The sequence below is a fragment of the Albirhodobacter sp. R86504 genome, assembly GCF_042466415.1.
Taxonomy (GTDB): Bacteria; Pseudomonadota; Alphaproteobacteria; order Rhodobacterales; family Rhodobacteraceae; genus Albirhodobacter.
Genome location: NZ_JAXHCH010000002.1, coordinates 2469605 through 2492500 on the forward strand (window position 1 = coordinate 2469605; position 22896 = coordinate 2492500).

21 protein-coding genes and 1 tRNA gene (1 of these 22 running past the window's edge) are annotated in these 22896 nt (G+C 59.8%); 16 read left to right on the top strand and 6 right to left on the bottom strand.

All coding sequences use genetic code 11. From position 1 onward, the window contains the following. The first annotated feature begins 19 nt into the window (after positions 1 to 19). A complete protein-coding gene (dapB, locus tag SJY32_RS13930; RefSeq protein ID WP_376876572.1) occupies positions 20 to 832 on the top strand; it encodes a 4-hydroxy-tetrahydrodipicolinate reductase in 813 nt (270 codons plus the stop codon). 98 nt (positions 833 to 930) lie between these two features. Here dapB and SJY32_RS13935 read toward each other — a convergent pair whose 3' ends face one another. Then, positions 931 to 1149: a DUF1674 domain-containing protein gene (locus SJY32_RS13935; RefSeq protein WP_376876575.1), complete on the bottom strand. Its 219-nt coding sequence runs from the start codon at positions 1147 to 1149 to the stop codon at positions 931 to 933. A gap of 84 nt (positions 1150 to 1233) precedes the next feature. Here SJY32_RS13935 and SJY32_RS13940 point away from each other — a divergent pair, with 84 nt between their 5' ends. The 11 genes from SJY32_RS13940 to SJY32_RS13990 all read left to right on the top strand — a co-directional run bounded on the left by SJY32_RS13940 (position 1234) and on the right by SJY32_RS13990 (position 14919). Beyond that, positions 1234 to 2508: an RsmB/NOP family class I SAM-dependent RNA methyltransferase gene (locus tag SJY32_RS13940; RefSeq protein WP_376876578.1), complete on the top strand. Its 1275-nt coding sequence runs from the start codon at positions 1234 to 1236 to the stop codon at positions 2506 to 2508. Between the two features lie 71 nt (positions 2509 to 2579). Continuing rightward, positions 2580 to 4355: a heparinase II/III family protein gene (locus tag SJY32_RS13945; protein WP_376876581.1), complete on the top strand. Its 1776-nt coding sequence runs from the start codon at positions 2580 to 2582 to the stop codon at positions 4353 to 4355. Positions 4356 to 4397: 42 nt separating this feature from the next. Next, complete coding sequence (purH, locus tag SJY32_RS13950; protein WP_376877756.1) at positions 4398 to 5966, top strand: bifunctional phosphoribosylaminoimidazolecarboxamide formyltransferase/IMP cyclohydrolase; 1569 nt, start codon at positions 4398 to 4400, stop codon at positions 5964 to 5966. 58 nt (positions 5967 to 6024) lie between these two features. Beyond that, a complete protein-coding gene (gene lspA / locus SJY32_RS13955) occupies positions 6025 to 6513 on the top strand; it encodes a signal peptidase II (RefSeq protein WP_376876584.1) in 489 nt (162 codons plus the stop codon). A gap of 228 nt (positions 6514 to 6741) precedes the next feature. Continuing rightward, on the top strand, positions 6742 to 7188 hold the full coding sequence (locus SJY32_RS13960) for a DUF3035 domain-containing protein (protein ID WP_376877759.1): 447 nt from the start codon (positions 6742 to 6744) through the stop codon (positions 7186 to 7188). A gap of 91 nt (positions 7189 to 7279) precedes the next feature. Then, complete coding sequence (locus tag SJY32_RS13965) at positions 7280 to 8611, top strand: M16 family metallopeptidase (protein WP_376876587.1); 1332 nt, start codon at positions 7280 to 7282, stop codon at positions 8609 to 8611. 2 nt (positions 8612 to 8613) lie between these two features. Next, positions 8614 to 9924: a M16 family metallopeptidase gene (locus tag SJY32_RS13970; RefSeq protein ID WP_376877762.1), complete on the top strand. Its 1311-nt coding sequence runs from the start codon at positions 8614 to 8616 to the stop codon at positions 9922 to 9924. Between the two features lie 119 nt (positions 9925 to 10043). Further along, positions 10044 to 11978: a DNA mismatch repair endonuclease MutL gene (mutL, locus tag SJY32_RS13975; protein ID WP_376876590.1), complete on the top strand. Its 1935-nt coding sequence runs from the start codon at positions 10044 to 10046 to the stop codon at positions 11976 to 11978. Continuing rightward, complete coding sequence (locus tag SJY32_RS13980) at positions 11975 to 13150, top strand: DNA recombination protein RmuC (protein ID WP_376876593.1); 1176 nt, start codon at positions 11975 to 11977, stop codon at positions 13148 to 13150. The genes mutL and SJY32_RS13980 overlap by 4 nt, the downstream gene beginning before the upstream one ends. Before the next feature lie 69 nt (positions 13151 to 13219). Beyond that, positions 13220 to 14323, top strand: coding sequence for an aminodeoxychorismate synthase component I (locus SJY32_RS13985; protein ID WP_376876596.1), 1104 nt, complete (start codon positions 13220 to 13222; stop codon positions 14321 to 14323). Next, on the top strand, positions 14296 to 14919 hold the full coding sequence (locus SJY32_RS13990; RefSeq protein WP_376876599.1) for an aminotransferase class IV family protein: 624 nt from the start codon (positions 14296 to 14298) through the stop codon (positions 14917 to 14919). The genes SJY32_RS13985 and SJY32_RS13990 overlap by 28 nt, the downstream gene beginning before the upstream one ends. 140 nt (positions 14920 to 15059) lie before the next feature. Here SJY32_RS13990 and ykgO read toward each other — a convergent pair whose 3' ends face one another. Next, positions 15060 to 15185, bottom strand: a complete 126-nt coding sequence (ykgO, locus tag SJY32_RS13995) for a type B 50S ribosomal protein L36 (protein ID WP_096433353.1) — start codon at positions 15183 to 15185, stop codon at positions 15060 to 15062. A 67-nt stretch (positions 15186 to 15252) separates the two neighbouring features. Beyond that, positions 15253 to 15327: transfer RNA gene (locus SJY32_RS14000), tRNA-Val, on the bottom strand. Between the two features lie 148 nt (positions 15328 to 15475). Here SJY32_RS14000 and SJY32_RS14005 point away from each other — a divergent pair. Next, a complete protein-coding gene (locus SJY32_RS14005) occupies positions 15476 to 16339 on the top strand; it encodes an N-formylglutamate amidohydrolase (protein WP_376876603.1) in 864 nt (287 codons plus the stop codon). A gap of 9 nt (positions 16340 to 16348) precedes the next feature. Here SJY32_RS14005 and SJY32_RS14010 read toward each other — a convergent pair whose 3' ends face one another. Next, positions 16349 to 17620, bottom strand: coding sequence for a DNA polymerase IV (locus SJY32_RS14010; protein WP_376876606.1), 1272 nt, complete (start codon positions 17618 to 17620; stop codon positions 16349 to 16351). Positions 17621 to 17717: 97 nt separating this feature from the next. Here SJY32_RS14010 and SJY32_RS14015 point away from each other — a divergent pair, with 97 nt between their 5' ends. Continuing rightward, positions 17718 to 18602 (top strand): SPFH domain-containing protein, encoded by an 885-nt coding sequence (locus tag SJY32_RS14015; RefSeq protein ID WP_376876609.1) that lies wholly within the window; start codon positions 17718 to 17720, stop codon positions 18600 to 18602. A gap of 3 nt (positions 18603 to 18605) precedes the next feature. Further along, the gene (locus tag SJY32_RS14020) at positions 18606 to 18899 is read left to right on the top strand and encodes an NfeD family protein (protein ID WP_376876612.1); all 294 of its coding nucleotides are present in this window, start codon (positions 18606 to 18608) and stop codon (positions 18897 to 18899) included. Positions 18900 to 18971: 72 nt separating this feature from the next. Here the strand turns inward: SJY32_RS14020 and pyrF are convergent, their stop codons facing one another. Further along, positions 18972 to 19697, bottom strand: a complete 726-nt coding sequence (gene pyrF / locus SJY32_RS14025) for an orotidine-5'-phosphate decarboxylase (protein ID WP_376876615.1) — start codon at positions 19695 to 19697, stop codon at positions 18972 to 18974. A 129-nt stretch (positions 19698 to 19826) separates the two neighbouring features. After that, positions 19827 to 20036, bottom strand: a complete 210-nt coding sequence (locus SJY32_RS14030; protein WP_376876618.1) for a hypothetical protein — start codon at positions 20034 to 20036, stop codon at positions 19827 to 19829. 287 nt (positions 20037 to 20323) lie between these two features. Here SJY32_RS14030 and clpB point away from each other — a divergent pair, with 287 nt between their 5' ends. Continuing rightward, positions 20324 to 22896 carry the 5' portion of an ATP-dependent chaperone ClpB gene (gene clpB / locus SJY32_RS14035; protein ID WP_376876621.1) on the top strand. It continues 34 nt past the right edge of the window, so only the first 2573 of its 2607 coding nucleotides appear in the window; it begins with the start codon at positions 20324 to 20326; its stop codon lies beyond the right edge, outside the window.

Genomic DNA, 22896 nt, shown 5'->3' on the forward strand with positions numbered 1-22896 from the left:
GGCAAAACGAGGCCCCCAAATGTCCCACCCACTTCCCGGCATCGTAGTCACAGGCATCTCCGGTCGTATGGGGCAAATGCTCGCCCGTACCATCGCGGCCTCCGATAAGGCGCAGCTCGTCGGCGCTGTCGAACGCGCAGGTCATGCCTGGGTCGGGCAAGATCTCGGCTTGGCGATGGGCGGCAGTGCGAATGGCGTGATCGTTACGGATGATGCGCTGGAGGCGTTTTCAAAGGCCCAAGCGGTGATCGATTTCACCGCCCCTGCCGCAACGGTCGAATTCGCCGCCCTCGCTGCACAGGCGCGATGCACGCATGTGATCGGCACGACAGGGTTTGAGCCAGAGCATCTCGCTAAGATCAAAGCGGCGGCGCGTCATGCGGTCATCGTGCGGGCGGGCAATATGTCTCTTGGGGTTAACCTTTTGACTTTGTTGACAAAGAAGGTTGCCGCGGCGCTGGACGCCGATTGGGATATCGAAGTTATTGAGGCGCATCACAACAAAAAGGTCGACGCCCCGTCCGGCACTGCGCTGATGCTGGGTCAAGCGGCTGCGGAGGGGCGCGGTATCGTGCTTGACGATCACACCGAGTCCGGTCGTGACGGGATTACCGGCGCAAGGGCGAAGGGTGCGATCGGCTTTTCGGCCATTCGTGGCGGCGACATCGTCGGCGAGCATGATGTGCTGTTTGCGGGCGAGGGTGAACGAATTGTCCTGCGTCACATGGCGACGGACCGTGCAATTTTTGCCCGCGGCGCTTTGCGGGCGGCTCTTTGGGGGCAAACCCAAACACCAGGCGAATATGACATGCTGGATGTCCTAGGGCTGTAATCCCCGTCAATCGTCCCGAGAAAGTTGAAAGCGCGCCCATTTCGGCGCGCTTTTTTTATCAGCTTTGACACAAGAGGGCGTGGCGACGGACCTCGCGATCAAAAATCAATCGCGATTCCCTTTTTCTCCCAATCACCAAAACGCACCGGCTCTGGCCCATCGCGGCCGCCCAATTCGACGGGCATCGCGACTTTGGCGGCTTGGCGGCGTTCTTCTGCTTCGGCCAATGCGCGGACCGCGGCCGGAGGAAGCGGCGCGCTGTCATCCACGGCGGCGTTTGCGGGGGCTGCATCTCGGGGCTTGATCTCGTCGCTCATCGAGGGTTCCTTTTGGGCTTGGGCTTTTCATAGCGCTTCCCTTGATATAGGGCCTGCGCGACCATCACTCAACAGGAGCAGGGCATGGCAATCGCGGATCCGGCACGAATGGCAGCGCTGGCGCTCCTCGCAGGAGCATATGAAGCAGGTGTCACGGTATCGGATCAGATTGCCGCGGGCGCTTTAGATCATCTTGCGCCGGGCGATCGCGGGCGTGCGCAACGTCTCGCGCTATCGACTTTGCGCAATGGCGGGCGGGCGGATAAAGTTCTGAAAGCTTTTGTGCGTCGCCGCCCTCCGGTCGATATTCAAATTCTTTTGTATCTCGCGACGGTCGAGATGCTCGAAGAAGGTGTCGCGCCGCACGGGGTTGTTTCCACCGCTGTGAGCCTTGCGCGACAGGGCGGGCCAAGCACGGAAAGCTATGCGGGGCTGATCAATGCCGTGTTGCGTAAAGTCGCGGATGTGACGCCGGAGGCTTGGGCGAAGATTCCTGCGCCGGAATTGCCAAGCTGGCTTCGCGGTCAACTCATGTCGGCATATGGCAAATCAAATACGCAAAAGATGGAGGCGGTGCAGGTCAAAGGCGCGCCGCTGGATATTACGGCGAAAGGCGACCCCGCAGCGCTTGTCGAGGCGCTGGGCGCAACGCTTTTGCCAACCGGCACCCTCCGCCTGCCGGCGCGGGCGCAGGTTAGCGAATTGCCGGGCTTCGCGGAGGGGCAATGGTGGGTGCAAGATGCTGCGGCGGCGCTCGCGGCGAAGGCGCTCAACCCGCAGGCAGGCGAGCGTGTTCTTGATCTATGCGCCGCGCCAGGCGGTAAAACGATGCAGCTCGCGGCAGCCGGCGCGCAGGTAACGGCGCTTGACCTCTCGCGCCCGCGCCTCAAGCGCTTGCATGAAAACCTGGAGCGCACGGGCCTGACTGCCGAGGTGATTGCGGAAGATGCTTTGCATTATGCGCCGTCCAAGCTTTTCGATGCGGTTTTGCTTGATGCGCCATGTTCCGCTACGGGAACGATTCGCCGTCATCCGGATCTGCCCTTTGTGCGCGATCCTGCAACGCTGAAAGATCTGTTTACCTTGCAGGCCGGCATGCTGGATCACGCGCTGACGATGCTGAAACCGCAAGGTAGGCTCGTTTTTTGTACCTGTTCTCTATTGCCCGAAGAAGGCGAGGGGCAAATCAAAGCTGCGCTTGAACGTCATGCGGGGCTGCGCACCTTGCCGATCACGCTGCAAGGGATCGATCCGGATTGGATTACCTCCGAAGGCGGGCTGCGTTTGCGTCCCGATTACTGGGCCGATTTGGGCGGGATGGACGGGTTCTACATCGCGGTACTCACGCGCGCCGATTGATCCCGTGACTTGAACCGCATCGCAAAGTAAGCTGCGCGAACTTTAAGAATCCGAACGGGGTAACCGGCGAAATGGCAGGGCGATCAGGGCATTGGCAAGCTGAAGCGCGCGGCACGATGCGCGCCCGTGCCACACGCCTACGCAATGGTGTGGCTGCGTGGCGTGCGGCACGGGCCCGCCCTGCGAGCGGCTTTACCAGTCAGCCGGAGCCCCGTACGATCGGATCCTTCGCGCGCGGGCGCCAGTTGATCGCGGGGAACTTCCTGTTCGCGGGGTTCTTGATTGAAGGGCCGAAGCTGTCGATCTGGGATCTCCCGATGCCTGACCCGGCATTTGAGGAGGCGTTGCACGGCTGTGCGTGGCTGGATGATCTTGCCGCGGTCGGCGACGCTAAGGCGAGATCACGCGCGCAGGATTGGACCTTTGAATGGATCACGCGGTTCGGTCGCGGACGGGGCCCAGGGTGGACGCCTGATCTCACGGGGCGTCGACTGATCCGCTGGATCAACCACGCGATTTTGCTTCTCAACGGTCAGGATCGCGCGCAGGCGGATGCTTTCTTTCGCACATTGTCGCAGCAGACGCTGTTTCTGTCTCGCCGCTGGCGGTCCGCCTCGCCGGGGTTGCCACGATTTGAGGCGCTGACGGGGCTGATTTATGCGGGCCTCGCGTTAACAGGCATGGAGCGGTTCGCAGGGCCTGCCGCGCTGGCTCTCGCGCGGGAATGTGCCGATGAGATTGACGCGGATGGTGGAATTCCGACGCGAAATCCTGAGGAGCTGCTCGACGTTTTCACTTTGCTAACATGGGCATCCGCAGCCCTCTCGGACGCGGGGCGGACGCCCCACGCCGACCATCTTGCCGCAATCGCGCGGATCGCGCCGACCTTGCGCGCCTTGCGCCACGCGGACGGAGGGCTCGCACGGTTTCACGGTGGTGGCCGCGGGTTGGAAGGCCGGCTGGATCAGGCGCTTTCCGCCGCAAGCATTCGGGCTGTGCCGCATGAAGGCATGGCGATGGGGTTTGCGCGCCTGACCGCGGGGCGCGCGACATTGATATTAGACGCCTCCTGTCCGCCGCAAGGGCGCGCTTCGGGGAATGCACATGCCTCGACGCTGGCGTTTGAAATGACCTCGGGCCGGCGGCCGCTAATCGTCAGTTGCGGGTCAGGGGCGGCTTTCGGCCCCGAATGGCACCGTGCAGGGCGTGCGACACCGTCGCATTCGACGCTCTCCATCGCGGGGTATTCGTCATCGCGTCTTGGCTTCGATGGCCCGGCCGGTGGCGCTTCGCGCGCGTTGATGGTCGAGACGCCGGACACCGCTTGGGCGCGGTACGAGCCAAGCGAGACCGGCCAACAGCTCCTCGCCGGTCATGACGGATATGTGCACACGCACGGTCTTACCCATATTCGCGAACTGGCCTTCGCGCCTGATGGTCGCGCTTTGCGCGGAACTGACACATTGGGAGCGATGTCGACGCAGGACCGCCGCCGCTTCGAAGATGTGTTCGAGCGTGGCAGTCTTCAGGGCATAGCGTTCGATATCCGTTTTCATCTGCATCCTGATGTCGATGCCGCATTGGATCTGGGCGGAGCAGCGGTTTCGATGGCGTTGAAATCCGGTGAGATCTGGATTTTTCGCCATGACGGCGCCGCCGAACTCCGGCTCGAGCCCTCTGTTTATCTGGAACGTGGTCGCTTGCGGCCGCGCGCGACCCAACAAATCGTGCTTTCTGCCCGTGTTTTCGATTTCGCCTGCCAGATTGGCTGGACCTTGTCGAAAGCACAGGATACCCCCGCTGCCATCCGCGATATTGATAGCGATCTGCCGCCCATCGACGACTGACGTCTCTCCAAAGGAAAAGCCTCCGTGACCCAACTTGTCCCCATGCAACGCGCCCTTCTCTCTGTTTCCGACAAGACAGGATTGATCGAATTTGCCAGAGCGCTCACCGCGCGCGGCATCGAACTTCTGTCCACAGGCGGCACCGCCAAAGCGTTGCGCGAAGCGGGGATGGAGGTTCGTGATGTTGCGGATCTGACGGGGTTCCCCGAGATGATGGATGGTCGGGTCAAGACGCTGCACCCTGCCGTACATGGCGGGCTTCTGGCGTTGCGTGATAACAAAGAACATACCACCGCGATGGAAACGCACGGGATTGAGGCCATCGATTTGTTGGTCGTGAACCTCTATCCGTTCGAGGCGGCGCTTGCGCGCGGCGCGGCCTATGACGAGATGATCGAGAATATCGATATCGGTGGCCCTGCGATGATCCGCGCTGCCGCGAAAAACCACGCGTTCGTGGCGACGATCGTCGATGTGCAAGATTACGATGCCGTGCTCAAAGAGATGGACGAGAATGACGGGCGGACGTCTTTCGCCTTCCGTCAGCGCCAAGCACAAATCGCCTATGCCCGGACCGGTGCCTATGATGCGGCCGTCTCGACATGGATGGCGGCTGCCATCGGCGAGGAGGCTCCGCGCCGCCGCGCCTTTGCCGGCGAAATCGCACAAACCCTGCGCTATGGCGAAAATCCGCACCAGCAAGCCGCGTTCTATCTGGACGGCACAAACCGCGCAGGCGTTGCAACGGCGCAGCAGCTGCAAGGCAAAGAGCTTTCGTATAATAACATCAATGATACCGATGCGGCGTTTGAACTTGTCGCAGAGTTCGGGACAGATGTTCCTGCGGTTGCGATCATCAAACACGCTAACCCCTGCGGCGTTGCGACGGGGGCTACGTTGATTGAGGCGTATAACCGCGCGTTTGATTGTGATCGCACGTCGGCGTTCGGCGGTATCATCGCCCTGAACCAGACGCTGGACGCCAAAACCGCCGAGGCCATTACCGAGATCTTCTCGGAAGTGATTATTGCGCCCGCCGTGGACGAGGCCGCAAAAGCGGTGATCGCGAAGAAAAAGAACGTCCGCTTGCTCACGACAGGTGGTTTGCCGGATATCACAGCGCCGATCACAACGTTCCGTCAGGTCGCAGGCGGTTTCTTGGTGCAGGGCAAAGATAATGGCGCGATCACGATGGACGATCTAAAAGTCGTGACTGAGCGCCAGCCGACCGAGCAGGAATTGAAAGATCTGCTCTTTGCGTGGAAAGTCGCGAAGCATGTGAAATCGAATGCGATTATCTACGTCAAGGACGGCGCAACTGTCGGGGTTGGCGCAGGCCAGATGAGCCGTGTCGATTCCACGCGGATCGCGGCGCAAAAAGCGCGTGATATGGCCGAGGCATGCGGTTTTGATGCGCCACTTACACAGGGATCGGTTGTTGCCTCCGATGCGTTCTTCCCGTTTGCGGATGGGTTGATCACGGCTGCCGAGGCTGGTGCCACGGCGATCATCCAGCCGGGCGGCTCGATGCGAGATCAAGATGTGATCGACGCGGCGAATGAGCGCGGCTTGGCGATGGTGTTCACGGGGATGCGCCATTTCCGTCACTAAATAATCCTCCCTCGTCCGCGTTAGGGCGGGCGAGGGGGCCTTTCCATGGGGGAGTGCTATGCGTTTGACCGCGATTGTCGCAGGGCTTACCCTGTTGATCGACCAGATTTCGAAGATTTACGTGGTGCACGGATTGCAGCTTGATCGTGTTCTCGCGATTGACGTGTTCCCCCCGTGGCTCAATCTGCGCATGGCGTGGAATCGCGGCATGAACTTTGGGATGTTCGCCGGAGAGGACCAAATCACGCGCTGGTTTTTGATCGTCGTCGCCTTGGCAATCTCGGGCTGGGTTTGGTTTTGGATCCGTAAATCCGGTCATGACAGGCGGATGCAGGTCGCCGCAGGGTTACTGATTGGCGGTGCACTCGGCAATGTGATCGACCGGATTTGGTATGGGGCGGTCGCCGATTTTATCAATATGTCCTTGCCATCTTGGTCCAATCCCTATTCGTTCAACGTGGCCGATATTACGATATTTGTGGGCGCGATCGGGCTGGTGCTTCTTGCGCCAGACGGTGAAAAACCGCGCAGAAAAACGTCTGCATGACGTTGAACGCGTGTTACCCACGTGACGGGCGCGGATTTCCGCGCTAAGAGGGGCGGGTTAAGTGAAAGACGGCTTTACGGGGGCAAAATGGCACGTCGCGAGATGACACGTCACAATACGGCAGGCCGATTGATTGCTGGTGGCGCAGTGCGTCAGAAGGCACTCTGCGCGCTGAGCTTGTCGGCTGCGTTGGTCCTTTCGGCCTGCGGAAGCGATGATCCCCAGCTGATGAATTTGCGCGGAACTGGTAACGGGCCGGATGAATTCTCGATTGTGCCAACGAAACCGTTGACGATGCCCGACAGCCTCGCAGCGCTGCCCGCGCCGACGCCTGGCGGATCGAACATCACCGATCAGAATCCGTTTGCGGATGCGGCTGCCGCGCTGGGCGGGGATGCATCCGTTAAAAACCGCGCAAGCACTGACGGCGGGCTTGTTGCCTATGCGTCGCGCTTGGGCACTCAGGCCGATATCCGGACGCAGCTTGCAGCCGAAGATCTGGAATGGCGTCAGGATAACGAGGGGCGTGTTCTTGAGCGCCTGATGAACGTGAACGTGTATTATCGCGCCTACGAGCCGATGTCGCTTGATCAGCATGCTGAATTGGAGCGCTGGCGCGCAGCGGGTGCGCAAACGCCATCGGCGCCGCCGCCGGCAGAACTTCTCGAAGAGTGATCAACTCACCGTTAGGCGGCTTGCCTCTGGCCGCCTGATGCCACAGGTTCAGCGGATCGGGCGCTTGCCCAAGCCGTTTGAGGTAGGTTTCATGAGATATGTAAGCACGGCGCTCGCGCTGGCTTTGGGGGTCGCTGCGGCCCCAGCTTTGGCCGAAGAGGTCTCCCATTTCACCCTTGAGAACGGGATGGAGGCGGTTGTGATCGAGGATCACCGCGCGCCAGTCGTTGTTCAGATGGTCTGGTATCGCGCGGGAGCGGCGGATGAGACGCGCGGCAAATCGGGTATCGCGCATTACCTTGAACACCTTATGTTTAAAGGCACCGACGATCTCGCTCCGGGCGAATTCTCGAAGGTTGTCGCCGCGAATGGCGGATCGGATAATGCGTTCACATCCTATGATTACACAGCCTACTACCAGAGGATCGCGTCGGATCGCCTTGAACTGGTCATGAAGATGGAGGCTGACCGGATGCGCGATCTCGTGATCTCGCCTGACGATTGGCAAACCGAGCGCGACGTGATCTTGGAAGAACGCAATCAACGTGTCGATAGCGATCCGGCCGCCTTGTTTTCCGAACAGCGCAGCGCGGCGCAATACCTCAACCATCCTTATGGAACGCCGGTTATCGGGTGGCGCCACGAGATGGAGACGTTGACGCGTGAGGATGCGTTGAAATGGTATAATGATAATTACGCGCCCAATAATGCGGTGCTGGTCGTTGCGGGCGACGTCGATCCAGCGGAGGTCGAGCGCCTAGCGAACATGTATTATGGTCCGCTAGAGCCGTCCGCCGATATTCCTGCGCGTCAGCGTGTCGAGGAGCCACCGCAGCTAGCGGAGCGTCGCTTGAGCATGACGGATCCACGCGTGGCACGCCCTTATGTGACACGCAGCTACCTCGCGCCTGAACGAAATGCAGGTGATCAGGACGACGCGGCGGCTTTGACGGTGCTGGCTGAGATTCTTGGCGGAAACGGCGCGACGTCGGTGCTTGGTCAGGCGCTCATCTACGATGACCCTAAGGCGCTTTATGTCGGTGCTGGCTATGATGGCACGTCACTCGATAAGACGACGTTCAATCTCTACATCGCGCCTGCGGATGGCGTTTCATTGGCCGATGCCGAGGCGGCATTGGATGAGCAGCTTACGAAATTTATGGAAAATGGCGTGGCTGATGACCAGTTCGAGCGGATCAGAATGCAAATTCGCGCGAGCCAGATCTACGCCAAAGATAGCATGCAGGGCCTCGCGCGCCGCTATGGCGAGGCGCTGTCGACAGGATTGTCGGTGGCGGATGTGCAGGCATGGCCGGAGGCCTTGATGGCTGTAACCGAGGAGGATGTAATGGCCGTGGCCAAACAGGTGTTCGACAAGCGAAATGCGGTGACAGGCGAATTGAAGCGTGAGGCAGGCCAATGAACATGCGCATTGTTTTCGCGGCGGTTTTAGCACTCGCAGCACCTGCAATTCCACAGGCGGCCGCAGCGGATGTCGAGATCCAATCCGTCACCTCGCCGGGCGGAATTACGGCATGGCTTGTGGAGAACCATGAGATTCCGTTCACCGCATTAGAGCTTCGTTTCAAAGGCGGTGCGTCGCTTGACGACGAGGGCAAACGCGGCGCGACGAACCTGATGATGGCGACATTGGAGGAAGGCTCTGGTGATATGGACAGCCGCACTTTTGCGAAAGCCGCGGAAAGCCTCGCCGCTCAATTCAGCTTTGATACGGGAAATGATTCCGTTGCGATCTCGGCACAAATGCTGACAGAAAACCGCGATGAGGCGGTTGCGTTGTTGCGGCGCGCTCTGATCGAGCCGTCCTTCCCGCAAGATGCGGTTGACCGTGTCCGTGGGCAGGTTCGGTCAATTTTGCAATCGGACGCGACCGATCCGAACGCGATTGCGTCCGAGACCTTCGCGAAGCTGGCCTTTGGGGATCATCCCTATGGCAGCACGCTGAATGGCACCGAAGAAAGCCTGAACGCGCTGACGCGTGAAGACCTGATCGCGGCAAAGGCCCGCGTGTTGGCGAAAGACCGCCTCTATGTCGCGGCGGTGGGGGATATCACCCCCGAAGCCTTGGGCGTGATGTTGGATGACCTTCTAGGCGCCCTTCCTGACACGGGTGCGCCAATGCCGGAGGAGGCGAGCCTCGGCCTGACAGGTGGCGTGACCATAGTCCCTTATGACAGCCCGCAGTCGGTCGTGATCTTTGGTCAGGAGGGCATCGACATTGATGATCCCGAGTTCTTTGCGGCCTATGTTGCCAACCAAATCCTCGGTGATGGCGGTTTCTCGTCGCGCCTGATGGATGAGGTACGGGAGAAGCGCGGCCTGACTTATGGTATCTCGTCATATCTTGTTCCGCGCGATTTCGCCGCGACGTGGCAGGGCTCCTTCGCCTCCGCCAATGAGAAGGTTGCGCAGGCCGTTGAGGTGATCCGCGATCAATGGGCGAAGATGGCTGAGGGCGGCGTCACGGAGCAGGAACTGACCGAGGCGAAGACCTATCTGACAGGCGCATATCCGCTGCGGTTCGACGGGAACGGCAATATTGCCGGAATTTTGGTCGGGATGCAGATGGACGGCTACCCGATCGATTACCCCGCCGGACGGAACGCCAAGATCGAGGCGGTGACTGCGGAGGATGTTGCGGCGGTTTCAAAGCGCCTGTTAAACAAGGATGCGTTGCGCTTTGTGATTGTCGGACAACCCGAAGGGCTTGAGTAAACGGTTGGTTCGGGCCCTACCAAGGGCCCGAACCCAGCGCGCCAGATTCGACTTCGCGACGCAGAAATCATGGGCCGAATCTGTGGCGGCTGTTCCGTCTTTGTGCTAATCCTAGTGGCATGAATGACGAGAGCCCCAATATAAGCGCACCACAGCCGCGTTCCGCCCGTGTTTCATTCGAAACCCGTCCGGTGATCCGGCAGCTAGATGATACCTCCGCCAACCGCATCGCGGCGGGCGAAGTGGTTGAGCGGCCCGCCTCTGCTGTCAAAGAACTGGTCGAGAACGCTTTGGATGCTGGCGCGGCGCGGATTGAGGTCGTCTACGCCGATGGCGGGAAGACTTTGATCCGCATCACTGATGACGGCTGTGGTATGACGGCGGACGATCTGCCTCTCGCGCTTTCGCGTCATGCAACGTCCAAGATCGATGGGTCTGATCTTCTCAATATTCACACGTTCGGGTTTCGTGGCGAGGCCCTGCCGTCGCTCGGCGCTGTGGGGCGGCTGACGATCACGTCACGCGTCGAGGGGTTTGAGGCACATTCGATCTCGGTATCGGGAGGCACGATAGGCGCCGTGCGCCCGGCAGCGTTGAATCGTGGAACCGTCGTTGAGCTGCGAGATTTGTTCTTTGCAACGCCTGCGCGCCTGAAATTCCTGCGCACTGACCGCGCCGAAGCAACGGCGATCGCGGATGTGATCAAACGGCTCGCAATGGCCGAGCCCTATGTCAGCTTCGTGCTCCGCGATGTCTCGGGCGATAAGCCGCGCGAGATTTTTCGCGCGGATGCAGAGCAGGGGGAATTGTTCGGCGCGCTCTCGAACCGTTTGGCGCAGGTCCTCGGGCGCGAGTTTGCACAAAACGCCCTGCCGATTGATGCCGAGCGCGAGGGGCTGCGTTTGACTGGCTTTGCGGCCCTGCCGACCTATTCGCGCGGCGCGGCGGTTGAGCAGTTCTTTTTCGTGAATGGACGCCCCGTGCGCGACAAGCTTCTCATCGGGGCTTTGCGCGCGGCCTATATGGATTTTCTCTCGCGTGATCGGCATCCGGCAGCGGTCCTGTTTTTGACCTGCGATCCCGAGCGCGTCGACGTCAATGTGCACCCCGCCAAAGCAGAGGTGCGTTTCCGCGAGAGCGCTGTTGCGCGCGGATTGATCGTCACGGGCCTGAGGCACGCGCTTGCGCAAGCGGGCCACCGAGCGTCCTCGACGGTTGCGGATGCAACCTTGGGCGCGATGCGGCCTGAGATCCCTGCAGGCAGGATTTACCAGATGGACAGGCCGTCTTTGGGGGCGGTTCGCACGGCTTATCAATTCCAATCACCCCTTGCGGATCATAGCCATTCCGCAATGGCCTTTGATGAGGCCCCTCATCCCTTTGGCGGGTTGCCCGAGACGAGCAGGGCGCCCGATCATGTTAACCTCCCCTCTGCGCGGGCGGATCAGAGTCTTTATGCGCCAATGGGCGACCAGTATCCTCTCGGGGCGGCGCGGGCGCAGGTGCATGAGAACTATATCGTTGCGCAGACCACGCGTGGCATTGTCATCGTCGATCAGCATGCAGCGCATGAGCGCCTCGTCTATGAGCGATTGAAGCGGCAAATGTCGGAAAACGGGGTTGCTGCGCAAGCGCTTCTTATTCCCGAAATCGTCGAACTTTCGCCGCAAGATGCCGCGAGTTTGCTGGAGGTCTCCGATGATTTGGCGCGGTTTGGGCTGACGATCGAGGCGTTCGGGGGCGGCGCGGTTGCGGTGCGCGAAACACCCGCAATTCTGGGGGAGATTAACGCCGCAGCAATGCTGCGCGACATCCTCGATGAATTGTCGGACTTGGGCGATAGCCAACGTCTCCAAGCGCGGGTTGAGGCCGTGCTCTCGCGCATGGCGTGTCACGGATCGATCCGGTCGGGCCGCCAAATGCGCCCTGAGGAAATGAATGCCTTGTTGCGTGAGATGGAAGCGACGCCTCACTCTGGCCAGTGTAACCATGGCCGGCCCACTTATGTGGAGCTTAAACTCTCGGATATTGAACGGTTGTTTGGTCGCACATGATCACCATCGGCGGAACAATTTACGCGCTGGACCAGATCTTCCTTGCCGGCGCGGCGGCGCTTGGTTTGTTTTTTGTCCTCTTTCTGGGGATGATGATCGCGATGCTCCGTGGGTCGCAGCGGGCTGTGCGTATGACAGAGCCGATGGTGGGCCAGCTCACAAATCTTGGCCTGCGCGTGCAGCAGCTATCCGATGGGCAGCATCAGCTATCGGGGGGGTTGCACCATGTTTCGGAAGCTCAGGCCGCCTCGCAGGCGCGTGTCTTGGCCTTGATGGAGCAACGCCTTGCGGATGTCTCGCGGGGGATGGCGGAAAGTCTACACGGAAGTGCCACACGCACCGCGCGCAGTTTGGGCGATTTGCATCAGCGGCTGGAGACGATCGACAAAGCGCAGGCGAATATCGAAAAGCTGTCGGGCAATGTGTTGAGCCTGCAAGATATTCTGTCGAATAAGCAAACCCGCGGCGCATTTGGCGAAATTCAGTTGCATGACATCGTGCTAAAGGCGCTGCCTTCTGACTCCTACACGATGCAGGCCACTCTCTCGAATGGGCGTCGCGCGGATTGTCTGGTGCACCTGCCCAATCCCCCGGGGCCGATCGCGATTGATAGTAAGTTTCCCTTGGAAGCTTATGAGGCCTTGCGGAATGCTTCCACCAAAATCGATGCCGAGCATGCGGCGCGGATGCTGCGGACGGCTGTGCGCACCCATATCCGCGCGATCAGCGAGCGCTATATCCTCGAGGGGGAAACGGCGGATGGCGCGCTGATGTTTTTGCCGTCCGAGGCCGTTTATGCCGAGCTTCATGCCAACTTCCCCGAGCTGGTGCGCGAAGGCTTTGCCGCGAAAGTTTGGATCGTGTCGCCAACGACCTGCATGGCGACGCTCAACACGATGCGCGCGGTTCTCAAAGATGCGCGAATGCGCGAGCAGGCAGGCGCGATCCGCGCAGAGCTTGCGGCGCTCTATGGGGATGTTGATCGTTTGGTCGCTCGTGTGGGCAATCTGGATCGTCACTTCCATCAAGCGGCGAAGGATATTGAGGAGATCAAGATCTCTGCCGACAAGGCGGGCAAGCGTGCCCGGCGTCTGGATAATTTCGATTTCGAGGAACTGGCCCCCGATGTCAAAACAGGATCGGCTCCGCTTGTCCAATCCCCTGATCTATGACAGCCCTTTGATTGTGGTGAAACCGGACTATTTGCGGCGGGTTAGCCACGATGGGCGAAGGCGATGAGCATGACACAAAGCGTGATTTTCGATCATGGGCCAGATGGCCAACCGGCAATTTTCGCGCAGGCAGCGCATGTTATCCGCGCGGACACGCCTGACGAAGTTCCCGGCGCTTTTGAAGCGATGCGCAAAGCGCGCAGGGATGGCAAGTGGCTCGCAGGCTTTGCGAGTTACGAGCTGGGGTATTGTCTTGCGGATCTTCTGGCGCCTCTCATGCCGCCCGACCGTGATGTGCCTTTGCTGGCCTTCGGCGTTTATGATGCCCCGGTCGCGTATCATCCTCAATCGGCTACGGCGGAGGTCGTGACGGGCGATCCAGCGATTGATTTTCCGACCTATGCTGCGGCTTTCGCACGCCTCCATGATTATATCGGGGCGGGCGATTGTTACCAAGTGAACCTCACGTTCCCGATTCCGGTCGCATCGCAGACGCCCGCACCGGAGCTTTATGCGGCGCTCTCGGCGGGTAAGGTTCCACATGGCGCGTATGTCGATCTCGCGGGCATCCGCCTCTTGTCCCGTTCGCCGGAGCTGTTTTTCCGCGTCGCAGGAGATAGGATTGAGACGCGCCCGATGAAAGGCACGCGCCCGCGTGGCGCGACCCCGGCTGAGGATGCGGCCCTCGTCGCGGATTTACTCGGTGCCGAGAAAGATCGGGCAGAGAATCTGATGATCGTTGATCTGCTGCGCAACGATATTTCGCGCTTGTGCCGGATTGGTACTGTGAAGGTGCCGAAGCTCTTCGCGGTTGAAACCTACCCCACGGTGCATCAAATGATTTCCGTCATTGAGGGGCAATTGGAATCCGAGACGGGGTTGCCCGAGATCTTAACGGCGATGTTCCCCTGCGGCTCGGTGACGGGTGCCCCCAAAATACGCGCGATGGAAATTATCCGCGAATTGGAGCCGTCGCCGCGCGGTGTCTATTGCGGCGCAATCGGTTGGGCCGCGCCGCATGGCGATATGGAGTTTAACGTCGCAATCCGCACCTTGACCGAGACCGGCGCCGGAACGTTCCGTGCCAATGTTGGTGGCGGTGTTGTTCATGATAGTCGCGCGGCGGATGAATATGAGGAGGCATTGTGGAAAGCACGGTTCCTGAAAATCTGAAAATTATTGAGACTTTCGGGTGGCACCCGATCGGCGGCGTCGCGCGCCTGTCACTCCACCGCGCTCGACTGGCACGCACGGCGAAAGATTTGGGCTTCGCGTTCGACGGAGCTGACTTCGATACCGCCCTCTCGACACTTAACGGTGATTCGCCTTTGCGGATACGGTTGACGGTCGAGGCATCAGGCAAGATCGAGATGACCACTGCGCCGTTGACGCCGTCGGGGACATGGCGCGTCGCGCTCTCGCCTGTGCGTCTCGCCTCGGATGATCCCTTCCTGCCAATCAAAACCACGCAGCGCGCGCCTTACGAGGCCGCCCGTGCTCGGATGCCGCTAGGGGTTGACGAGGTGATCTTGTTGAATGAGCGAGACGAAGTTTGCGAGGGGACGATTACCAATCTGTTTTTGCTGCGCGATGGGCACTATCTAACCCCCGCAGCGTCGAGCGGCTTGCTACTCGGAGTGCTTCGCGAATCGATGCTGGCTACTGGCAAGGCGCGCGAAGCCCTTCTTACGCCTGCCGATCTGCGCGAGGGGGCGCTCTTCATGGGGAATTCGCTGCGCGGGCTTATTCCTGCCTTGCTGGAGCATTAGGGCGACCGTCCGTCAGTGCCAGTTCCCAAAGACGACAGCCGGAAAGTGACGCGCGAAAATATCACGGCGCAAAGAAAAAGACCGCTTGGAAAAACCAAGCGGCCTTTTTTATTCACCGGCTCGAAGCTGGCAGTCTGGGCTTAGCCCTGACGTGCCTTGAAGCGACGTTGCGTCTTGTTGATCACATAGACGCGGCCTTTACGGCGCACGATCTGGCAATCGCGGTGACGCTGCTTGAGCGAGCGGAGCGAGTTACGGACCTTCATAGGGTCATCTCCTATTCGCGGCGCGCGTGCGCCTTGAAATCTGTGTGCCCCCGAAGGAGCGGCGAAATGGTGGGCGGTACTGGGATCGAACCAGTGGCCACTACGATGTCAACGTAGTGCTCTACCGCTGAGCTAACCGCCCACGTCCTAATCAGTGTTGCTGCAAGTCCTGAAACCCAGAGCTGCACCGCTTCGGTCTGAGGGTCTATAAAAGGACTCGTTTGGGGTTTCAAGGGGTTTTGGTGCGAAATCAAACTCATGTATAGAGAAAGGGTTCAGGGGGGTGTCGGATGGGGCATGATCAGCCGAAATCACCGTCTTTCAGGCTTTTAAGGCCCGAACGGATGGTTTCAGGCGTGTTTTTCGCGTCACCGCATTCCGGGCGGACCTATCCACGCGCTCTTTTGGGGCGCACAATTTTGTCCGAAAAGCAGATTCGGTCGTCGGAAGATGCGTTTGTCGACCAATTTTTGCTCTGTGCGCCGAATCTCGGTGCGGCGGCGCTGCTGGCGGAGGTTCCCCGTGCCTATATCGACTTCAACCGCGCAGCGAATGAGATGGACCCCGCTTTAATCGCAGGCGTTGAGGGGCACCCTGTAAATGCGCGCGTTCGCGCGGGGTTGGGGATTATTCCGCGAGTTGTCGCGGGAGCGAGGGCGATTTACCAAGGGAAACTCTCGCAAGCCGAGGCGAATCGGCGGATTGAGGATCATTGGCGGCCATGGCACGCCGCGCTGGAAGGTTTGATGGCGCAGATGCAATCGGAATTCGGGCGCGCGATTCTGGTCGACATGCATTCAATGCCGAGTGAGGCGTTGGAGCGCGGTCCGATGCGTCCCGACATTGTGTTAGGCGATAGATTCGGGGCATCGAGTGCGCCGGAGGTCACGGATATGATCGAAGCGGCCTTCGAGGCCGAAGGTTTGCGGGTCGCGCGCAATAAGCCCTTCGCGGGGGCCTATATCGCTCAAGCCCACGGCCATCCGACCGCGGGTCGCCACGTCGTGCAGGTGGAAATTGATCGGGGCCTCTACATGGATGAGGCCAACATTCGTCCGCGTGATGATTTCGAGGTATTTGCAGGGCTGATCGAGCGCGCGATGACCCGAATCGTTGGCGCCGAAGCATCGCGCACAGCGCTTGCGGCGCAATGACTGTGCCCCTCAGCTTCCGTCTTGCTTGAAACCGCGACCCTTCGTGATCGCATTGGGGCCAAATCGCGCGCGAATCGCATCCGTCGCGCGTTCGGTCTGCGCGCGGACTCCCGCTTGGGGATCAAGTAGATCGCCTAAAGGATCTTGGCCCGAAGCTGGTGTGAGATCACTCAGGCCGAGCCCGATCAGCCGGAACGGCCCGCTTTCATTCAGCGCATCAAGAAGCTGCGCGACAGTTCGATACATCGTATCGGCTAGCTGGGTGGGGGCATGCAGCGTGCTGCGACGCGAGAGAAGGGAGAAATCCTTACGCCGGACTTTCAACGTGATGGTTCTGCCTTGCAGATCTGTTGCTTTCGCACGATCGGATACTTTCTCCGCCATACGCCAGAGATGATGCTTAAGCTGGTCGCGGTCCGATAAGTCGATCTCGAAGCTGCGTTCGTTCGAGATTGACTTGATTGGAGCATCCGCAACAACGGGTCTGGTATCGTTTCCTCGGGCCAGATGCCAAAGGCGTTGGCCCGTCGCGCCAAACCTGCGGAACAGATCGGCCTCGTCGAGCCTCAGTAGGTCGTCGATCTTGCGAATTCCGGCAGCGCCGAGCGCCGCGCGCGTAGCCTCGCCGACGCCCCAAAGAATTGAGACGGGTTTGCCTTGCAAAAAAGCGTTCGTCTCCGCCTTGCCGATCGTCGAGAAACCGCGCGGCTTATCCAGATCCGATGCAATTTTCGCGAGAAACTTGTTGTGCGACAGCCCTACCGAAGCGGAAACACCAACTTCCGTCTCGATCCGCCGCGCGAGGCGCGCCATCGTCATTGCGGGCGCCGCTCCATGAAGGCGCTCGGTCCCCGTCAGATCCAGAAATGCCTCATCGAGCGAGAGCGGTTGGACGGCAGGGGTAAGATCGAGCATCAGCGCACGGATCGCGCGCGAAGTCTCTGCGTAATGGGGAAGACGCGGCGGCAAGACCGTTGCATCGGGGCAAAGTTGCAGGGCTTTGTACATCGGCATCGCGGAGCGAACACCCGAAATTCGCGCGATGTAACAACACGTCGTCACCACGCCGCGGGTGCCTCCGCCGATAATAAGAGGTTTGGCCGCAAGGCTGGGGTCATCGCGCTTTTCAACCGAGGCGTAGAAGGCATCGCAATCGATATGCGCGATAGAAAGGCTGTTGAGTTCCGGGTGTGTCAGGATGCGCGCACGTGCGCATACCGGACAGCGCGCGGGCGCCGGATCGGGCAGGGTCGTCAAGCAATCGCGGCACAAGCTGGGCATGGCCCTGCTTACTGCGCGGCGCGTGGGCGGTAAAGCGAATGGGCTTTTCCAAACGAAAGGCACGCCCTATGGTTCAACTCTATAGAGGAGAGGTTTTATGGGTGATTTTATGCCATTTCTGGCTGGTAACGGCGTTGCGCTGGCCTTGGCGGTGTTCGTGGTTCTTATCGTTTTGCGGGGCGTCTACATTGTGCCGCAATCGCAAAAATTTGTGGTGGAGCGCCTTGGCCGTTTACGGGCGGTGCTCGGGCCAGGAGTGAATTTTATCGTCCCATTCCTCGACAGCGTTGCGCATAAGGTCTCCATTCTGGAGCGCCAGTTGCCGAGCATGTCGCAAGACGCCATCACGTCCGACAACGTCACGTTAAGTGTCGAGACCAGCGTCTTTTACCGGATCACCGAACCAGAGCGCACGGTTTACCGTATTCGGGATGTGGACGGGGCTATCCGCACAACGGTTGCGGGGATCGTGCGGTCGGAAATCGGCCGAATGGAACTGGATACCGTGCAGTCTAACCGGTCCGTTCTGATCGAGACAATCCGCACCTCATTGGTCGATGTCGTCGAGGATTGGGGGATTGAGGTGACGCGCGTCGAGATATTGGACGTTAGCCTTGATGAGGCGACGCGTGCGGCGATGCTGCAACAGCTGAACGCCGAGCGGGCGCGGCGCGCGCAGGTCACCGAGGCGGAGGGGGCGAAACGCGCCGCCGAATTGCGCGCGGACGCCGAGCTTTATACCGCGGAGCAAGATGCTAAGGCGCGCCGGATTCTCGCAGATGCGGAAGCCTATGCGACGCAAATCATGGCAGAGGCTATCGCGAAGAACGGACTTGAGGCCGCTCAATATCAAGTTGCTTTGAAGCAGGTTGAGGCGCTTGAAGGGATCGGCAAGGGAGAGGGGCGTCAAACGGTGATCTTGCCTGCTGCCGCGCTGGATGCGCTCTCCGATGCGTTCAAGATGTTCAAGGGGAAGATGTAACCCATGGAAGCGGATATCATGTTTTGGCAGCAAGGCTGGGTCTGGGCCGTGGCAGGGCTTGTGCTCGGCGTGCTCGAAATCCTGACGGCGGGTAATATCCTGATCGGCTTTGCAATTGGCGCGATGATGGTTGCTTTGCTTTTGTGGACGGGGCTCGGCGCTGGGCTGAGCTTCGCGTTGTTGTTGGCGGTGATGGCTGTTTCCGCGCTCGTTGCTTGGATCGTTTTGCGCCGCGTCGTGGGGGTCCGCGCGGGGCAGATCAAAATCGTCGATCGCGACGTCAACGACAATCAGTGAGACGCAGACAGAGATATAAAAACGGGCGCCAATTCGGCGCCCGTTTTTATAGTCGGTTTTAAGCCGCCCGCGTCAGACGATCTCTTTGAGGATCGCAAGCGCGGCGGCACGAGGATCGGCATCTTTCCAGATCGGACGTCCGACCACGATATGATCCGCACCATTTGCGATCGCAAAAGCGGGTGTCTCCACCCGTTTTTGATCCCCCAGCGCCGCACCAGCAGGGCGAACGCCCGGCGTCACGATGAGTTTGCCCGCCGCCTCGGGGAGCGCGCGGATCAGCGCGGCCTCTTGTGGCGAGGCGATAATGCCGTCTGCGCCGGCCTCAAACGCGAGGCCCGCACGTTCAACCACGAGATCAGGGATCAAGCCGTCCTTGATCAGCGCACGGTCGAGATCCGAGCGATCCAGAGAGGTCAAAATCGTTACGCCAAGGATTTTCATGTCCTTGCCACGCGCGCCCTCTTTCGCTGCGGCAACGACATGGGGGTCGCCGTGGACTGTCAAAAAATCGAGATCGAACTGCGAGAGTCCGCGGACAGCAGCCTCGACCGTGGCGCCGATGTCAAAAAGCTTCATATCAAGGAAGATGCGCTTGCCAAATTCCGCTTTCAGTTCATTCGCGAGGCCGAGCCCGCCGCCGGTCAGCATCCCCAACCCGATCTTGTAGAACGACACGGCATCCCCCAAGGTTTCGGCCAATTGCAAGCCAGCCAACGCATTGGGGACATCAAGAGCGACAATCAGCCGATCATCAGCAAGCTCTGAGCCAGTTTTCGGGGATGCGTTATCGGACATTGGGGGACACTCCGTTTTTAGATTTGCGCGTGTCCCTTGCACCCCTGACCTATGGCGGTCAAGAAAATAACCGCGCGTGAAGCGAGCACGACCGTCGCCCGATTGCGGATTCGCGCACAGTTGTCGATATCACCACTTATCAATCCCACGTCTGCGCGCCTCATTGTACAGCGCCCGCGCAAGCTGCGGATGCGGTGTGTTGATCGAGAGCTCCAATGTGACGGGGATACAAAGCGGGTGCGCCAAGCCGGGGGTGAAGAACTCGACAATCGCGTCAAATCGCTGTCGGGCAGCATCGTAGAACAGATGCGCAATTCTGGTGGCTGTCGAATTATTCATTGCTGTCTCCTATGGGGTGGCGCGACCTCAAATCTAAATCGTGGCGATTTGATCTGCCTCATAACTATGAACCCCAAGCCTCAATAAAAGGTTGCTACACGTCAGGGTAACTTGGGGCGGGGAAGTCCCCTCGATTGCGTGTGGTTGCGCGGATATTTCCGCCACGCGCCGCGCTCGAGGACTTGAAGCGACGCACTGGTGCGCCCAAATCTATCCCGAGACCTGACGAGGGCCGTGCCATAACGGGCGGCCGGAGTGTCGGGGGCTTTTGAAAAAAGGAGAGACCGATGAACATGGAGAAGTTCACGGAACGGGCGCGGGGTTTCTTGCAATCCGCGCAGACCATTGCAATGCGCGAAGGGCATCAGCGCGTTGTGCCCGAGCATTTGCTCAAAGCACTTATGGATGATGATCAGGGGTTGTCGGCCAATCTGATCCGCAGCGCGGGCGGTGAGCCGTCCCGTGTGATCGAGGCCGTGAATCTTGCGGTTGGCAAACAGCCCAAAGTGGGCGGTGGTGGCGATCAGGTTTACGTCGACACTTCGCTTGTTCGCGTTCTGGACGAGGCCGAAAAAATTGCCACCAAAGCGGGTGATAGCTTTGTTCCCGTCGAGCGGGTGTTGATGGCGCTTTGCGTTGTGAACACACGCGCTAAAGACGCCTTGGATGCGGGGGCTGTCACGGCGATGAAGCTCAATACCGCGATCAATGATATTCGCAAAGGGCGCACGGCGGATTCGGCCAACGCTGAACAAGGCTATGACGCCCTCAAGAAATACGCGCGCGACCTGACAGAAGCGGCTGAAGAGGGCAAAATTGATCCGATCATCGGTCGCGACGACGAGATCCGGCGCACGATGCAGGTTCTTTCGCGTCGGACGAAGAATAACCCGGTCTTGATCGGGGAGCCTGGCGTCGGGAAAACCGCCATCGCCGAAGGCCTTGCCTTGCGCATTGTGAATGGCGACGTGCCGGAATCCCTGCGGAACAAAAAGCTGCTCGCGCTGGACATGGGCGCGTTGATTGCCGGTGCGAAATACCGCGGCGAATTTGAGGAGCGTTTGAAGGCGATCTTGAAGGAAATCGAAGCAGCGGCAGGCGAGATTATCCTCTTTATCGACGAGATGCATACGCTTGTCGGCGCCGGTAAGTCGGATGGCGCGATGGATGCTGCGAATCTGATCAAACCGTCGCTTGCGCGCGGCGAACTGCATTGCGTTGGGGCGACGACCCTCGACGAGTATCGTAAATATGTCGAGAAAGATGCTGCGCTGGCGCGGCGTTTCCAACCCGTGATGGTAGAGGAGCCCACCGTCGAGGACACGATCTCGATCTTGCGGGGTATTAAGGAAAAATACGAGTTGCACCACGGTGTTCGTATCTCCGATAGCGCGCTGGTTGCCGCTGCGCAGCTCTCGAACCGCTACATCACTGATCGGTTCTTGCCGGATAAGGCGATTGACTTGATGGACGAGGCTGCTTCGCGGTTGCGGATGGAGGTCGACAGCAAGCCCGAGGAACTGGACGCGCTGGATCGTCAGATCTTGCAAATGCAGATTGAGGCCGAGGCCCTTAAGAAAGAGGATGATGCCGCCTCGAAAGACCGTCTTGAGACGCTCGAGCGTGAGCTTGCCGATGTGATGGAGCGCGCAGCCGAGATGACGGCCGCGTGGCAGGCCGAACGCGACAAGTTGGAAGCCTCCCGCGGGTTGAAAGAGCAGCTTGATCGCGCGCGTGCCGACCTCGATCACGCCAAACGTGAGGGGAATTTGGGGAAAGCGGGTGAGCTCAGCTATGGGATCATTCCGAACCTCGAAAAACAACTCGCCGCGGCGGAGGCCAATGAAGATCTGATGGTTGAGGAGGCCGTCAGGCCGGAGCAAATTGCCGAAGTGGTCGAGCGCTGGACTGGTATCCCGACGTCTAAGATGTTGGAGGGCGAGCGCGAGAAGCTGTTGAAGATGGAAGACGAGCTACGTCAGCGAGTCATCGGTCAGGATACAGCGCTGAAGGCCGTTGCGAATGCGGTGCGCCGTGCGCGTGCGGGTCTCAATGACGAGAACCGTCCGTTGGGCAGCTTCCTGTTCCTTGGGCCAACGGGTGTCGGCAAGACTGAGCTGACGAAGGCGGTCGCGGAGTATCTCTTTGACGATGATCAGGCGATGGTTCGCATTGATATGTCGGAGTTCATGGAGAAACACGCCGTCTCGCGTTTGATCGGCGCGCCTCCCGGTTATGTTGGGTATGATGAGGGCGGTGTTCTCACCGAAGCTGTCCGCCGTCGGCCTTATCAGGTCATCTTGTTCGATGAGGTCGAAAAGGCACATCCAGATGTATTCAACGTGCTCTTGCAAGTTCTCGATGATGGCGTGTTGACGGATGGTCAGGGGCGCACGGTCGATTTCAAGCAGACCTTGATTGTGCTGACGTCAAACCTTGGGTCGCAAGCGTTGAGCCAGCTGCCGGAAGGGTCGGACAGTGCCGCCGCGCGGGCGCAGGTGATGGATGCAGTGCGTGCGCATTTCCGTCCTGAGTTCCTGAACCGCCTGGACGAGACCGTGATCTTTGAACGGCTCTCGCGCGGGAACATGGGGGCGATCGTGTCGATCCAGCTCGGCTTGCTGGATAAACGCCTCGCTGCGCGCAAGATTACGCTCGATCTTGATGATGCTGCGCGGATCTGGTTGGGCGATGAGGGCTATGATCCCGTCTTCGGCGCGAGACCGTTGAAGCGGGTGATTCAGCGCGCCTTGCAAGATCCGTTGGCCGAAATGATCCTCGGTGGCGAGATCAAGGATGGCGAGACGGTCAAGGTCTCGGCAGGTCCGGATGGGCTGATCGTCGGGTCTCGCGTCTCGAC

What these genes read in the sequence shown, in the direction of transcription:
- dapB (WP_376876572.1), top strand. Translation starts at nt 20, where the DNA reads ATGTCCCACCCACTTCCCGGCATCGTAGTCACAGGCATCTCCGGTCGT.
- SJY32_RS13935 (WP_376876575.1), bottom strand. Translation starts at nt 1,149, where the DNA reads ATGAGCGACGAGATCAAGCCCCGAGATGCAGCCCCCGCAAACGCCGCC.
- SJY32_RS13940 (WP_376876578.1), top strand. Translation starts at nt 1,234, where the DNA reads ATGGCAATCGCGGATCCGGCACGAATGGCAGCGCTGGCGCTCCTCGCA.
- SJY32_RS13945 (WP_376876581.1), top strand. Translation starts at nt 2,580, where the DNA reads ATGGCAGGGCGATCAGGGCATTGGCAAGCTGAAGCGCGCGGCACGATG.
- purH (WP_376877756.1), top strand. Translation starts at nt 4,398, where the DNA reads ATGCAACGCGCCCTTCTCTCTGTTTCCGACAAGACAGGATTGATCGAA.
- lspA (WP_376876584.1), top strand. Translation starts at nt 6,025, where the DNA reads ATGCGTTTGACCGCGATTGTCGCAGGGCTTACCCTGTTGATCGACCAG.
- SJY32_RS13960 (WP_376877759.1), top strand. Translation starts at nt 6,742, where the DNA reads ATGAATTTGCGCGGAACTGGTAACGGGCCGGATGAATTCTCGATTGTG.
- SJY32_RS13965 (WP_376876587.1), top strand. Translation starts at nt 7,280, where the DNA reads ATGAGATATGTAAGCACGGCGCTCGCGCTGGCTTTGGGGGTCGCTGCG.
- SJY32_RS13970 (WP_376877762.1), top strand. Translation starts at nt 8,614, where the DNA reads ATGCGCATTGTTTTCGCGGCGGTTTTAGCACTCGCAGCACCTGCAATT.
- mutL (WP_376876590.1), top strand. Translation starts at nt 10,044, where the DNA reads ATGAATGACGAGAGCCCCAATATAAGCGCACCACAGCCGCGTTCCGCC.
- SJY32_RS13980 (WP_376876593.1), top strand. Translation starts at nt 11,975, where the DNA reads ATGATCACCATCGGCGGAACAATTTACGCGCTGGACCAGATCTTCCTT.
- SJY32_RS13985 (WP_376876596.1), top strand. Translation starts at nt 13,220, where the DNA reads ATGACACAAAGCGTGATTTTCGATCATGGGCCAGATGGCCAACCGGCA.
- ykgO (WP_096433353.1), bottom strand. Translation starts at nt 15,185, where the DNA reads ATGAAGGTCCGTAACTCGCTCCGCTCGCTCAAGCAGCGTCACCGCGAT.
- SJY32_RS14005 (WP_376876603.1), top strand. Translation starts at nt 15,476, where the DNA reads ATGGGGCATGATCAGCCGAAATCACCGTCTTTCAGGCTTTTAAGGCCC.
- SJY32_RS14010 (WP_376876606.1), bottom strand. Translation starts at nt 17,620, where the DNA reads ATGCCCAGCTTGTGCCGCGATTGCTTGACGACCCTGCCCGATCCGGCG.
- SJY32_RS14015 (WP_376876609.1), top strand. Translation starts at nt 17,718, where the DNA reads ATGGGTGATTTTATGCCATTTCTGGCTGGTAACGGCGTTGCGCTGGCC.
- SJY32_RS14020 (WP_376876612.1), top strand. Translation starts at nt 18,606, where the DNA reads ATGGAAGCGGATATCATGTTTTGGCAGCAAGGCTGGGTCTGGGCCGTG.
- pyrF (WP_376876615.1), bottom strand. Translation starts at nt 19,697, where the DNA reads ATGTCCGATAACGCATCCCCGAAAACTGGCTCAGAGCTTGCTGATGAT.
- SJY32_RS14030 (WP_376876618.1), bottom strand. Translation starts at nt 20,036, where the DNA reads ATGAATAATTCGACAGCCACCAGAATTGCGCATCTGTTCTACGATGCT.